This window comes from Rhizobium sp. 01L410, from assembly GCF_056400165.1.
The window spans coordinates 84,183-98,204 of sequence record NZ_JBFTST010000009.1; the positions used below are offsets into that span (position 1 = coordinate 84,183).

A 14,022-nucleotide genomic window follows, 5' to 3' on the forward strand; every position below is an offset into this window, starting at 1 on the left:
GCGAAAGGATAAGCCACCGCTAAAGCAAAGCCAGGGAACGGTGATGCAGACCACAACCAGAAATGCAGCACAGCGCGAGGGCGCCCGCCCTAGCCCGCAGAACGATGCGCAGAAGATCGCCGAGCATATGGCGCGGCTGAACATCGCCGGCCTGCCGCGGAATTACGAACTGCTGCACGAAGCCGTCTGCGTCCGCAACACGGCGCTTGCCACCGATATTTCCGCCCTCGGCAACCATCCGGCCCAGGCGCGGCTCGACGAACTCGGCCTCAAATACCGCCTCGTCAGCCATTGCGGCCTTGCCGCCGAAACCGCCGGCACCGAAGCGAGCAAGCTGTTGCGCGAAGCCGCCGACCGGCTGTCGGATGGGCTGAAGCAGAAATATGCCTTCGCGCGCGTCGCCGAGACGCTGCTGCAATCGCTCTCCGGCAATTCCGAACAGGGGCTCGATGCCTTCATGAGCGAGATGGAATATCTCGCCTCCTCGCTGGCGTCGGTCCTTGCCGCCGAGACCGAACTCGAAGCCAAGTTGCTCTCCGATGTCGAACGCATCGAAGCGCTGGAGCGCGGCGTGGCCGCGGTGCAGGCCGCCTCGGTCACGGATCCGCTGACCGGCCTGCCGAACCGCATCGCGCTCAGCAACGCCATCGGCGAGCTCTACGAGCGCGACGAAGGGGCTGCCGGCAGCGCGCTTATCATGGTCGATATAGACGACTTCCGGCAACTGAATGCCAAATATGGCGTGCAGGCCGGCAACAAGCTGATGAAGAAGCTGAGCAACCTGTTCCGCAAGTCGATCAAGAAGAACGACTTCGTCTCGCGTACCGAGGGCGACGAGTTCGCCTTCATCTTCGCCAATGTCGGCATGCGCGACGCTATCGCCATTGCCGAGCGGCTGCACCAGTCCGTCGAAGAGAACATGGTATTCGCGACGACGGACAAATCCGATCCGGGGACGCTCAGCATCTCGCTCGGCATCGCGCTCAGCGGCGATGCGGCAACCGGCGCGCAGCTGCAGGCCAATGCCCGCGTGGCACTGCTCGCCGCCCAATCCAACCGCCGCCAGCCCATCCAGGCCTTCGGCCGCTGACGGCGTCTGCCCCCTTGCCTTGACCGGCTGTTTCGGCCAAAACGCCGCGCATGATCACGATCACTGAAATCTCTGCCCGCATTGCCGGGCGCCTGCTTCTCGACCATGCCAGCGTGACGCTTCCGGCGGGCACCAAGGCCGGCCTTGTCGGGCGCAATGGCGCGGGCAAATCGACGCTCTTTCGCATCATCACCGGCGATCTCGGCGCCGAGACCGGGTCGGTCTCGATCCCCAAGAACGCCCGCATCGGCCAGGTGGCGCAGGAAGCGCCGGCCACCGAGCAGTCGCTGATCGAAATCGTGCTGTCGGCCGACAAGGAACGCGCGGCCCTTCTCAAGGAAGCCGAAACGGCGACCGACGCGCATCGCATCGCCGAAATCCAGACGCGCCTCGTCGATATCGACGCACACTCGGCCGAAGCCCGCGCTGCCAGCATTCTCGCCGGTCTCGGCTTCAACCAGGAAGCCCAGCTCAGGCCCGCCTCCTCCTTCTCCGGCGGCTGGCGCATGCGCGTGGCGCTTGCCTCGGTGCTGTTTGCCGAGCCCGACCTGCTTTTGCTCGACGAGCCGACCAACTATCTCGACCTCGAAGGAACGATGTGGCTCGAGGACTATGTGCGCCGCTACCCGCACACCGTCATCGTCATCAGCCACGACCGCGACATGCTGAACAACGCGGTCAATTCGATCGTCCATCTCGACCAGAAGAAGCTGACCTTCTACCGCGGCGGCTACGACCAGTTCGAGCGCCAGAAGGCGGAAGCTGACGAATTGCAGATGAAGGCCAAGGCGAAGAACGATGCGGCGCGCAAGCACCTGCAGAGCTTCATCGACCGCTTCAAGGCCAAGGCCTCCAAGGCACGCCAAGCGCAGTCGCGCGTCAAGGCGCTGGAGCGCATGGGAACGGTTGCCGCCGTGATCGAGGATCACGTCCAGCCGATCACCTTCCCCGAGCCCGAAAGACAGCCGGCCTCGCCGATCGTCGCGATCCAGGGCGGCGCCGTCGGCTACGAGCCCGGCAAGCCGATCCTCAAGAACATCACGCTGCGCATCGACAATGACGATCGCATCGCCCTGCTCGGCTCGAACGGCAATGGCAAATCGACCTTCGCGAAGTTCATTTCCGGACGCCTGGCGCCTGACGGTGGCGAGCTGAAAGTGGCATCGAACCTGAAGATCGGCTTCTTTGCCCAGCATCAGCTTGATGACCTCATTCCCAACGAGACGCCGGTCGAGCATGTGCGCCGGCTGATGCCGACCGAGCCCGAGGCCAAGGTCCGCGCCCGCGTGGCGCAGATGGGGCTGGCGACCGAAAAGATGGCGACGGCCGCGAAGGATCTCTCCGGCGGCGAGAAGGCACGGCTGCTAATGGGGCTGGCTGCCTTCCATGCGCCGAACCTGCTTATCCTCGACGAACCGACCAACCACCTAGATATCGACAGCCGCCGAGCGCTGATCGAGGCGCTGAACGACTATGAAGGCGCTGTCATCCTGATCTCGCACGATCGTCACCTGATCGAGGCGACCGTCGACCGGCTCTGGCTCGTCAACAACGGCACCGTTTCGAGCTTCGACGGCGACATGGACGAGTATCGCGACCTGATCGTCTCTTCCGGCAAGAAGAAGGACGAGAAGCCGCAGAATGCCGACGATCCGGCGACAAAGGCCGAACAGCGCAAGCTGAACGCCGACAAGCGCGCCTCCTTTGCGCCGCTGAAGAAAAAGATCAACGAAATCGAATCGTTGACGGCCAAGCTGGAGAAACAGATTCAGGCGCTTGATGCAGAGCTTGCGGATCCAGCGCTCTACGAGAAGACGCCGGCAAAGGCGGCCGAGAAGGCCAAGCAGCGCGGCGAGACGGCAGCGAAACTGGCCGCTGCCGAGGAGCAGTGGCTGGAACTCTCCTCCGAATACGAAGAGGCCATGGCAAGTTAGCCACAGACCCCTGAAAAGGCTGCGGCAGAACGGCACAAGTTAACGGCCGGGCATCCGATTTGAACCGATCGTTAACCATAATTCGAAAGGTTGTCTCAACATTCATTACTGATTTGTTGAGCCCCTTTCATGTCCCGTATCGCCCTTCTTTCGAGTGTCCTCATCTCGCTTGCCCTTTGCGGCTGCCAGACGACCAAGCAGCCTGCTCCCGACAAGACGATCAAGACGTCTTCGATCAAGACCGAGGAAAGCGAAGCCGGTTTCCCGAAGCCCGCCAATCTGGCCTTCGGCGAAACCCACCATCTGGCCGGCCGCGTGCTGACGGTTTCCTCGCTGAAGGATTTGAAGCTCGAGCCGAAGGAAGTCGTGCTTTCCTTCGACGACGGCCCGATCCCCGGCCGGACCGACCGGGTGCTGGCAACGCTCGACCGCTTCGGCGTCAAGGGCGCCTTCATGATGGTCGGCGAGATGGCCGCACTGCATCCGGAGCTGGCGCGCCGCGTTGCCATGGAAGGCAACACGATCGGCAGCCACACCTACAAGCATCCGAACCTCGACACATTGTCCTTCGACCAGGCGATCGCCGAGATCACCCGCGGCGAAGCAGCCGTGACCAAGGCGACCGGCACCGACGTCAATTTCTTCCGCTTCCCCTATCTCGCCGACAGCCGCAAGCTTCGCCGTGCCGTCGCGGCGCGCGAGATGATCGTCATGGATGTCGATGTCGATACCAAGGATTATTTCACCTCTACGCCGGAACAGGTTGCCGACCGGGCCATGAACCGGCTTCGCCAGCGCGGCCGCGGCATCATCCTGATGCACGACATCCACAAGCGCACCGCAGCGATGCTCCCTGCCCTGCTCGCGCGGCTGGAAGCCGAGGGCTACAAGGTGGTGACGCTGAAGTACAAGAAAGACAGCCGCGCCATCGAAATGGCCTCGCTTTGAGGGTGACATGACGGCTTGCCCGGCTGTAGCATTCTGATAAAACAAGCGCCCAATAAATCATACTTTTGAGCGAAACACCGGAGCGAACACCCGTCATGTCCCCCATCAACCTCGCCATCGTCGGCGTCGGCAAGATCGTCCGCGACCAGCATCTTCCTTCCATCGCCAAGAATGCCGATTACAAGCTCGTTGCCACGGCGAGCCGCCATGGCACCGTGGAGGGTATCCAGAGCTTTACGACGATCGAAGCGATGCTTGAGGCCGTGTCCGAGATCGACGCCGTCTCGCTCTGCATGCCGCCGCAGTACCGCTATGAAGCGGCCTACAAGGCGCTTTCGGCCGGCAAGCACGTCTTTCTCGAAAAGCCGCCGGGCGCAACGCTGAGCGAAGTGGCCGATCTCGAAGCGCTCGCCGCCAAGAAGGGTGTCTCTCTGTTTGCCAGCTGGCACTCGCGCTATGCCGCGGCCGTCGAGGCCGCCAAGGATTTTCTCGCCAAGACCGAGATCAAGAACGTCCACGTCATCTGGAAGGAAGATGTCCGTCACTGGCATCCGAACCAGGACTGGATCTGGCAGGCAGGCGGCCTTGGCGTCTTCGACCCTGGCATCAACGCTCTGTCGATCGTCACCCACATCCTGCCGCGGGCGATCTTCCTTACCGGCGCAACGCTGGAGTTTCCTGAAAACCGCGATGCGCCGATCGCTGCCGACCTGCATTTCCGCGACGCCGGAGCGATGACCGTCCACGGCGAATTCGACTGGCGCCAGACCGGCAAGCAGAGCTGGGATATCATCGTCGAGACGGCAGCGGGTCGGATGGAGCTTGCCGAAGGCGGCTCGAAGCTCTCGGTCAACGGCGAACTGACGTTCTCCGCACCGGAAGAGGAATATCCGTCGCTCTACCGCCGTTTTGCCGAGATCATCAAGGCCGGCCAGTCCGACGTCGATCTGGCACCGCTGCGCCATGTCGCCGATGCCTTCATGCTCGGCAAGCGCAAGTTCGTGGAAGCCTTCCACGATTGATCACAGAGCACTGCGGCCCATGCGCCGCATCTCTATCTGAAAGCGAGGGCGGAGATGGCCGAAAGCAAAGCGGAAATGACCGCCCTCCTCAAGGAAGTCGCAGACAGCCCCAAGCGCGACAACAGCGCCTATCACGCCGCCATGGCCGAGGCTCGGCACGCCTTCGAGAAGGCCGAAGCCGCAATCGGCGGGCCGGTGACGCTGAAAACCAAGACAAAGCTGAAGCGCAACGGCGACTATGTCGTGAAGTGGACGTTCAAGCGGGACGGCTGAGCGGCGCGGCTACGCCTTCTTCTCCCAGCGCCCCTCGGGCGTCTGCTGCCAGTATGTGAGGGTATGGCCCTCGCCCTTCAGCTTCTTCCACTGGGCGCGCGCGCCTTCAAGCTGCTCCTGATCGTAACCGTCGAACATGAAGACAATGCGCTCGTAGGTATCGGCCACCGGCGGCTCGGCGCCATCGACAATGAAGCGGACCGTGGCCTGGTTGGCGTTGTCGCCGGTTACCGTCAGGAGCACGGGCTGGTTTGCGGCCTGCTCGCTCTCATCCGTGCCGTGCGGCAGGAAGCTTTCTTCACGGTAGGTCCAGAGATGCGCATCGAGCGCATCACGCCGCGCCGGCTCCTTGAGCTGAATGGCGACGCGCCAGCCGCGCTCGACGCTCTTGTCGACGAGCGGCGGCAGGGCGTCTTCCAGCTTGGATTCCGTCAGATGGTAGAAAAGGACTTCGGTCATGCCTGCATTCCGGCCTGTGATCAGGCCTCGTAGTGGTCGCGGACGAGCTGGTCGAGCAGCCGGACGCCGAAGCCGGAGCCCCAGGACTGGTTGATCTCATCCTGCGGCGAGCCGAGCGCGGTGCCGGCAATATCGAGATGCGCCCAGGGCGTTTCCTGCACGAAACGCTTCAAGAAATGGGCGGCGGTGATCGAACCCGCATAGCGGCCGCCGGTATTCTTCATGTCGGCGAATTTGGAATCGATCATCTTGTCGTAGTCTCGCCCGAGCGGCATGCGCCAGAGCTTCTCGTTGGCCGTCAGACCGGCGGATGTCAGCTGCGCCGAAAGCGTGTCGTCATTCGAGAACAGGCCGGCATGGACATTGCCGAGCGCCACCATGATGGCGCCGGTCAGCGTCGCCAGATTAATCATGAAACGCGGCTTGAAGCGGTCATTGCAATACCAGAGGGCATCGCAAAGCACGAGGCGGCCTTCGGCATCGGTGTTGATGATCTCGATGGTCTGGCCGGACATCGAAGTGACGATGTCGCCCGGGCGCTGGGCGTTGCCATCCGGCATGTTCTCGACCAAGCCGATGATGCCGACGGCGTTGACGTCAGCCTTGCGGGCGGCGAGCACATGCATGAGGCCGATGACGGCGGCGGCACCGCCCATATCACCCTTCATGTCCTCCATGCCGGCAGCCGGCTTGATGGAAATGCCACCGGTGTCGAAGACGACGCCCTTTCCGATGAAGGCGATCGGCCGGTCCTTCGCCTTGCCGCCCTTCCAATGCATGATGGCAAGGCGCGGCGGGCGAACGGAGCCCTGCGCAACGCCGAGGAGCGCGCCCATGCCAAGCCGCTTCATCTCGCGCTCGGTGAGGATTTCGACTTCGACGCCGAGCTTTTCGAGCTCCTTGGCCTTGGCGGCGAATTCGACCGGACCCAAAACATTCGGCGGCTCGTTGACGAGATCACGGGCCAGATTGACACCTTCGGCAACCGCCTCGGAATCCGCCAGTGCCCTCTTGGCGCCGCTCGCATCCGCGGTGACGATGGTGATCTTCGCCGACTTGCCGTTGGCCTTTTCGTCTTCTTCCGACTTCTTCGTCTTGTAGGTGTCGAAGCTGTAGGCGCGCAACAGCATGCCGAGCGAGAAGTCGGCAGCCGCCTTGGCAGTGATGGCAGCGCCTGGCGCATCGATGAAGATAGTCGCCTTGTCGGCGCCCTTGATCTTGGCGGCGGCGATACCGCCGAGCTTCAGCCAATCATGAGACGTCAGGTCCTGCGGCTTGCCGATGCCGATGACGAACAGGCGGTCGGCGGGCGAGCCCTCGGGCGCGACGAGATCGAGCGCCGACATCGCCTTGGCCGAAAACTTGGCAATCTTGGAAGCCTTGGCAATGATGCCGGCCGGATCGGCTATGTCGGCACCGGCCGCCAGTTCGCCATCGCCTGCCTTCAGAAGGACGGCGAGACCGCCACTGATCTTGGCCGATTTCGCGAATGAAATATCGAATTTAACAGACATGTCTTCTCCCTGCGGATTCGCAAAGGAATCCCGTTTGGCGGCGATCATTCCGGGTTTCAGGGGCGAAAACAAGACGTGATCGGAAGCCCATGGACAAATCCACGCCGCCAAGGCAGAAAGCCACCGCGCCGCAGGAAGGCTCCGAGAACGGAAGACGTTACCAGTGATAGCAGCCCTCAAGACCTATATATCAGACCGGAGAATCGGCTTTCCGCCTGCAGCAACGGACATCTTCGTGGCGCTGTTCTGTCTCTGGTGGGTGCTGCTGATCATCTTCTCGGCATTCCCGCAGATCGACCTTGCCACCTCGCGCTATTTCTTCACACCTGCAACCTGCGACGCCACCTCGCAGGCCGGCGATATTTGCGGCGCGTTCATGGCGGCCAATAACTGGTTTCTGAAGAACCTGCGCATGATCTTCTTCCGGCTGCCCTATGTGGTCGCGATCATCCAGCTTTGTATGCTGATCGCCTGCTACACGCAGCATGGCTCGACCTTCAAGGCCGCACGGGCACGCAATCTGAAGATCGCATTGAGCTCGCTGCTGATCGGCCCGGGACTGATCGTCAATGTGATCCTGAAGGAGCATTGGGGCCGCCCTCGCCCTGTGTCCGTGATCGATTTCGGCGGCATGATGGATTTCGTGCGGGCCGGATCCTTTGCGGGAAAATGCGTCAGCAACTGTTCCTTCATCTCCGGCGAAGCGGCGAGCGCCGGATGGCTGCTCTGTCTGCTGATTTTCATCCCGCAACCGGCCAGAACAGGCCTTTTTCTGCCAATACTGGCGATTTCGCTGCTGACACCAGTGATGCGGCTTGCTTTCGGCGGTCATTTCCTCTCCGACATCGTGCTCGGCTGGCTGCTTGCGGTCGTCGTCTTTGCCGGGATCTATGCCTTCACAGATTCGTCACACCGGTCAAAAAATTCTGAAATTTGAATGAATTTTTCAAGCGGACAGGTCGCAAAAGCGAAACAAACATCGTAGATGGATTCCGCTGCAAGGCGCTCGCCTCGCAGACCGACCAAGGGCAGGCATGAAACTTCTCGAGATTTACATATTGCGGCGTGTCGGCCAGATGTTCCTCGTAGCGCTGTTGCCAGTGCTGGCGATCATCTGGACGACTCAGGTGCTGCAGCGCGTCAATCTCGTAACCGACAGTGGTCAGTCGGTTGGATCCTTCGCGATGCTCGCGACACTGATCCTTCCCTCGATCATTCCCGTCGTCCTGCCCTTCGCGCTCGTCATCGGGATTACCCAGACGCTGACGACGATGAACAACGATTCCGAACTGACGGTCATCGATGCGGCAGGCGCCAAGCGCAGCATCCTCGTGCGTCCCATTCTGCTGCTCGCCGCGCTGATCAGCGTCTTTTCGTTCTTTGTCGACAACGTCGTCGAGCCGAAGGCCAAGACCGGCGTGCGCCAGATGGTCGCCGAGACCTACGCCGACCTGCTCTCGACAGTCATCGAAGAGAAAAACTTCCGTAAAATCGATGACGGCCTCTTCGTTCAGATCTCCGAGCGCCTCGCAGGGCGCGTCTTGCGCGGCCTGTTCGTCGTCGATGAACGCGATCCCGCATTCGACATGATCTATTATGCCCGCGAGGGTGCCGTCGATCCGAGCGGCACGTCGCTGCTGATGAAGGACGGCGAAGTTCAGCGAAAGACGCGTGATGGGAACGTTTCGATCATTCGCTTCGATTCCTATTCGTTTGACCTGTCGGATCTGACTGAAAACCGTGGTCAGGCGACGCTGCGCGCCAGCGACCGGGACCTGGGATACCTGCTCAATCCCGATGTGACCGACAAGGATTATATCGCGAGACCAGGAGCTTACACTGCTGAGCTGCACCGGCGCCTGACGGATTGGACGCTGCCTTTCGTTTTCGCCCTGATATCGCTAGTGATTGCCGGCGATGCGCGCTCACACCGTCAAGCACGGCTCCACCCGATGATTGCAGCGCTCAGTCTTTCGTTTGCGCTTCGCTGGGCGTCCTTCTATGCGGCAAACGAGATCGATACCCGTCCCACATTTATCGCCATCCTCTATGGCATTCCGGTCATTGCGTCGGTGATCTCCATCGTGTTCATGAACCTTCACGGGCGCTTTTCTGTCGGCGGCGCGGTCGGGAGCCTTTGGCTTTGGATTCGAACGGCTGCCTCCTCCTATCTTCCCAGGAAGAATGGAAATTCGGGAGGGAACGCATGATTTTCGGGACACTCGGACGTTATTTCTTTCGCCGCTACATGACGACCACGATCTGGTTCTTCCTCGGCATCATCAGTATCGTCTTCCTGATCGACTTTAGCGAAACGGCGACGAGAATGTCCGGCCTGCCGGGCTATACGGTTGCCAGCGGACTTGTCATGACGGCTGTGCGGCTCCCTCTGCTGCTTCAGCAAACTATTCCCTTTATCGCACTGTTTGTCGGCATGACGGTTCTGATCGGGTTGAACCGAAAATATGAGCTTGTGGTGACACGTGCCGCCGGCATCTCGGTTTGGCAGTTCATGGCACCGTTTGCTGCCGGAGCCCTGCTGCTCGGCGCGTTCACGATCGCGGTCATCAATCCCATTGCCGCCTGGGGGCAGCGCCAAGCGGCATTGCTTGAGACTGATTGGCGCGGGGAGGACAAGATTGCCAGCGCGTCATCGCAGATTCCCTGGATTCGGCAGATCAGCGGCCAAGATGATGTGATCATCGGGGCAAAATCGATTGTCGAGAATGGAACGCTGCTGATGGACGCCGTGCTCGTCCACTTCAATTCCGATGGAGAAGTGATCCTCAGGCAGGACGCGAAATCGGCAAAGTTGGAAGATGGTTACTGGCTTCTTAAGGACGTCATCGAGCGTCGGCCCGGCGAAATCGTGCAGCGTAAGGATACGCTACAACTGCGTACCAATTTGAAGCAGGACTTTGTCAGAGAGCGCCTGACGCCACCTGAAACCATTGCTTTCTTTGACCTTTCAAACAGAATAGCGATCGCGAAGTCGTTCGGCGTACCGACCAAGGCGCTGGAGACCCAATTCCACTCACTGTTGTCGCAGCCACTGCTGCTGGTGGCGATGACTCTCATTGCTGCAACAGTGTCCCTAAAATTTAGCCGGTTCAACCAATCGAGGTCCGTGATTCTGGGTGGAATCCTCTCAGGCTTCGTGCTTTATGTGCTGACCGTGCTTGTAAAAGCATTTGGAAGCAGCGGAGTCGTGCCGCCTTTCGTGGCGGCCTGGATTCCAGTAGTCGTCGCGCTCGCATTCGGTGCAACGATTCTGCTTCATCAGGAGGATGGCTAGTGGCGGCAGGCAACCGCAAGACTTTGAGTAAACAGTTGGTTGCCCTGTTTGCAGGCGCAACTCTGCTTAGCTACTCCGGAAGCATTCCAGAAGTCTTCGCACAGGAAAATCAGGCATCGCAGACGCTCCAGCCAAAGGTTGAAGCTGGTCAAAAGCTTGTGCTTTCGGCCAACGAACTGATTTACAACAAGGACTCGCAGGTCGTTTCGGTGATCGGCGGCGTCCAGATCAATTACGCTGGCTACAAGCTTGTGGCCCAGCGCGTCGAATACAACCAGAAGACCGGCCGGATGATGGCGCTGGGCAACATCGAGATGATCAGTCCCGATGGTAACCGGATGTATTCTGACAAGCTCGATGTGACCGATGACTTCGCCAACGGTTTCGTCAACGCTCTGCGTATCGAGACGGCGGACAATACCCGAATCGTGGCCGAAAGCGGCGAGCGCGTCGGCGGCACCGAGATGATTCTTAACAAGGGTGTCTACACGGCCTGCCTTCCATGCGCCGAACAACCGGACAAGGCACCATTCTGGCAAGTCAAGGCCCGGCGCGTCATTCAGAACGGCGAAAAGCATACGATCCGCCTCGAACATGCGCGGCTGGAGCTTCTCGGTACGCCGATTGCCTATCTTCCCTGGATCGAAGTTCCAGACAACACGGTCAAGCGCAAGTCGGGCTTCCTGTTCCCGACCATGAGCACATCGGAGAATCTGGGCTTCGGCCTCTCTGTTCCGTATTACTACGTCTTCTCTCCGAGCATGGACGCAACGGTAACTGGCACCGGCTATACGCAGCAGGGCTTCCTGCTCGATACCGAGTTCCGGCAGCGCTTTGAAAACGGCACCCATACGCTTCGGATCGCGGGCATAAATCAGCTGAATCCGGAAAGCTTTACGCCAGGCACCAGCGACCAGCGCAGCGATCGCGGAATGATTGGCTCAAGTGCGAGCTTCAAGATCAATCCGCGTTGGAGTTTTGGCTGGGACGTCATGTACCAGTCGGACAACAACTTCTCGCGGACATACGAGCTGAAAGGCTATTCGGGATCGACGAAGACCAACCAAGTCTACCTGACCGGTCTTGGGAAGCGCAATTACTTCGATATGCGCGCCTTCTATTTCGACGTGCAAAATTCTGACCCTAAAAGCGAGTCCGAGAAGCAGCAGGCGATCGTCTACCCGACGATGGACTATCACTATGTAGCGCCGCAGCCGCTGGCTGGTGGCGAGTTGTCGCTCGATGTCAACCTGACCAACATCTCGCGCACGCACGACGACTTTTTTCAGAATCCTCTCGGCGAGGACCGTTTCTCGCTCAAGGGGCAATACAGCCGCCTGAGTGGCGAACTGGAATGGAAGCGTACTTTCGTGACGCCGGCTGGCGTTCTCATCACACCGTTGCTTGCTGCGCGTGCCGATGCCCTATCCGTGAATATGGATGGTCCCAATTCTATTGCTGGAGCCAATTACGCTGGCGACTTTGACAATGGCAACGCCGCAATGCGTGGGATGGTCACTGCAGGCATCGAGGCGCGCTATCCATTCCTGATCACGACTGCCAACAGCACGCATGTGATCGAGCCGATCGCGCAGATTTACGCGCGTCCCGATGAGCCTCTTTCAGGCGCATTGCCGAACGAAGACGCGCAGAGCTTCGTCTTCGACGCAACCAGCCTCTTCGATCGCGACAAGTTTTCGGGCTACGACCGCATCGAGGGCGGCACGCGCGCCAATATCGGCTTCCAGTATACCGGCTCGTTCGACAACGGCTACAAACTGCACGGCATCTTCGGCCAATCCTATCAGCTGGCCGGCGAGAACTCGTTTGCCAGCCCGGATCTGGTCAATGTCGGCAGTGAGTCCGGCCTTGAGACCGCACGTTCCGACTATGTCGGCCTCGGTGGCATAGAGACGCCACAGGGTCTGGCGCTGGCTGCCTCCTATCGTCTCGACGAAAAAGACCTGTCGTTCCGCCGTGGCGATTTCACCGCAGGCTTCCAGAATGACGCATTCCAGAGCCAGTTGATCTACACCCACATCACCGCGCAACCAGACTACGGTCTGTCCAGAGACGCGGATGAAATCCAGACGAAGGCGAGTGTCAAGTTCAAGGACTACTGGTCGATCTTCGGTGGTATTGCCTGGGATCTCAACAATGACGTCATTTCAAAGAAGAGCATCGGCCTCTCCTACGAGGACGAATGCACGATCTTCACGATCGCCTATACCGACAAGCGCGATACCAGCAATGAATCGGCAAGCGATTGGACAATCGGCGCACGGCTGACGTTGCGGACGCTCGGTGACATCAATCTCGGCGACTTCGACAACCCGAACACGAAAATCTATAACAACTAAGACAGATGACGTGGCGGCGAAAGAAAGAGAGCCTTTCTTTCGCCGCAACAGTTTTGCAGGACATTGCCGTCAGCAATTATCTGAGGCATAGGAAAGCATCATTTCTGCTGGAATGACTGTCCGGTTGCCGCGATGGAAGGAAATAGGCGCACATTGAACTGTGCCGTCTAGGGAAGGGTCGATAGATGTTTGGCGCCAGAAAGGCCGTAACGGCATTGTTTGCAGGAGCTGCGATGTGCTTCGCAGCGGCAGCCTACCAGCCCGCTTTTGCAGCGAGCGAAGTCAAGGCCGTCGTCAACGGGACGGCGATCACCAGCGGCGACGTCGCCAAGCGCGTCGCCTTTCTGCGGCTTCAGCATCAGAAGGCGGATGCAAAGACAGCGCAGGAATCCCTGGTCGATGAAACGCTGAAGCGTCAGGAGATCGCACGTATCCGCATGTCGGTCTCCAAGGATGAAGTCGATCAGTCCTTCGCGCGCTTCGCACAAGGCAACAAGCTGACCGTCGCCCAGCTGACCGATATTCTGACCAAAGCCGGCGTCGGCGCCGATCATTTCAAGCAGTTCATTGCCGTCCAGATGAGTTGGCCCCGGTTGGTCAACGCGCGCTACGGCTCCTCGGCCCGCATGTCGAGCAGCGATCTCGTGTCGCGCATGATGGACAACAACAAGCAGAAGCCTGAAACCACAGAATACATGCTGCAGCAGGTGATCTTCGTCGTCCCGCCGGCAAAAAAGGGCATCATGGCGAAGCGCAAGAGCGAGGCGGATGCGTCGCGTGCCAAATATCCGGGCTGCGATCAGGCCAAGGTCTTTGCGGCCACTATGCGTGACGTTTCCGTGCGCGATCTCGGCCGCATGCTGGCACCGCAGCTGCCGGCTGACTGGAAGCCGCTCATCGAGCAGGCGAAGGGCAACACGACCACGACACGCGTGACCGAGAAGGGCGTCGAGTATCTGGCGATCTGCAGCCAGCGTCAGGTGTCGGATGATACCGCTGCCGAAATGGTATTCCGCCAGGAAGATCTCGACAAGGCGAAGTCCAACAAGGAATCGCCGACCGACGATAACGCCAAGAAGTATCTCGACGAACTGCGCTCGAAAGCGCAGATCATCTATCGCTGACAC

Annotated in this window: 12 protein-coding genes; 10 read left to right on the forward strand and 2 right to left on the reverse strand. The window is 60.0% G+C overall.

The window, feature by feature from the left end:
• Positions 1 to 43 precede the first annotated feature (43 nt).
• The 5 genes from AC1DV9_RS19995 to AC1DV9_RS20015 all read left to right on the forward strand — a co-directional run bounded on the left by AC1DV9_RS19995 (position 44) and on the right by AC1DV9_RS20015 (position 5,267).
• Complete coding sequence (locus tag AC1DV9_RS19995; protein ID WP_477949794.1) at positions 44 to 1,090, forward strand: GGDEF domain-containing protein; 1,047 nt, start codon at positions 44 to 46, stop codon at positions 1,088 to 1,090.
• 50 nt (positions 1,091 to 1,140) lie between these two features.
• Positions 1,141 to 3,024, forward strand: coding sequence for an ABC-F family ATP-binding cassette domain-containing protein (locus AC1DV9_RS20000; RefSeq protein ID WP_477949795.1), 1,884 nt, complete (start codon positions 1,141 to 1,143; stop codon positions 3,022 to 3,024).
• 129 nt (positions 3,025 to 3,153) lie between these two features.
• The gene (locus tag AC1DV9_RS20005) at positions 3,154 to 3,972 is read left to right on the forward strand and encodes a polysaccharide deacetylase family protein (protein WP_477949796.1); all 819 of its coding nucleotides are present in this window, start codon (positions 3,154 to 3,156) and stop codon (positions 3,970 to 3,972) included.
• 95 nt (positions 3,973 to 4,067) lie between these two features.
• The gene (locus AC1DV9_RS20010; protein ID WP_112537515.1) at positions 4,068 to 4,994 is read left to right on the forward strand and encodes a Gfo/Idh/MocA family protein; all 927 of its coding nucleotides are present in this window, start codon (positions 4,068 to 4,070) and stop codon (positions 4,992 to 4,994) included.
• Positions 4,995 to 5,048: 54 nt separating this feature from the next.
• Positions 5,049 to 5,267, forward strand: a complete 219-nt coding sequence (locus AC1DV9_RS20015) for a hypothetical protein (protein ID WP_477949797.1) — start codon at positions 5,049 to 5,051, stop codon at positions 5,265 to 5,267.
• Between the two features lie 9 nt (positions 5,268 to 5,276).
• On the opposite strand, the gene AC1DV9_RS20020 is transcribed toward AC1DV9_RS20015, so the two are convergent.
• On the reverse strand, positions 5,277 to 5,726 hold the full coding sequence (locus AC1DV9_RS20020) for a DNA polymerase III subunit chi (RefSeq protein ID WP_112390874.1): 450 nt from the start codon (positions 5,724 to 5,726) through the stop codon (positions 5,277 to 5,279).
• Positions 5,727 to 5,746: 20 nt separating this feature from the next.
• On the reverse strand, positions 5,747 to 7,240 hold the full coding sequence (locus AC1DV9_RS20025) for a leucyl aminopeptidase (protein ID WP_477949798.1): 1,494 nt from the start codon (positions 7,238 to 7,240) through the stop codon (positions 5,747 to 5,749).
• Between the two features lie 235 nt (positions 7,241 to 7,475).
• Here AC1DV9_RS20025 and AC1DV9_RS20030 point away from each other — a divergent pair, with 235 nt between their 5' ends.
• The 5 genes from AC1DV9_RS20030 to AC1DV9_RS20050 all read left to right on the forward strand — a co-directional run bounded on the left by AC1DV9_RS20030 (position 7,476) and on the right by AC1DV9_RS20050 (position 14,019).
• Positions 7,476 to 8,177: a phosphatase PAP2 family protein gene (locus AC1DV9_RS20030; protein WP_477949799.1), complete on the forward strand. Its 702-nt coding sequence runs from the start codon at positions 7,476 to 7,478 to the stop codon at positions 8,175 to 8,177.
• A gap of 97 nt (positions 8,178 to 8,274) precedes the next feature.
• On the forward strand, positions 8,275 to 9,450 hold the full coding sequence (locus AC1DV9_RS20035; protein ID WP_477949800.1) for an LptF/LptG family permease: 1,176 nt from the start codon (positions 8,275 to 8,277) through the stop codon (positions 9,448 to 9,450).
• Complete coding sequence (gene lptG, locus AC1DV9_RS20040) at positions 9,447 to 10,535, forward strand: LPS export ABC transporter permease LptG (RefSeq protein ID WP_477949801.1); 1,089 nt, start codon at positions 9,447 to 9,449, stop codon at positions 10,533 to 10,535. Before AC1DV9_RS20035 ends, lptG begins: the two co-directional genes overlap by 4 nt.
• Complete coding sequence (locus AC1DV9_RS20045; protein ID WP_477949802.1) at positions 10,535 to 12,895, forward strand: LPS-assembly protein LptD; 2,361 nt, start codon at positions 10,535 to 10,537, stop codon at positions 12,893 to 12,895. Before lptG ends, AC1DV9_RS20045 begins: the two co-directional genes overlap by 1 nt.
• Before the next feature lie 185 nt (positions 12,896 to 13,080).
• Positions 13,081 to 14,019, forward strand: a complete 939-nt coding sequence (locus AC1DV9_RS20050; RefSeq protein WP_477949803.1) for a SurA N-terminal domain-containing protein — start codon at positions 13,081 to 13,083, stop codon at positions 14,017 to 14,019.
• Positions 14,020 to 14,022 lie beyond the last annotated feature (3 nt).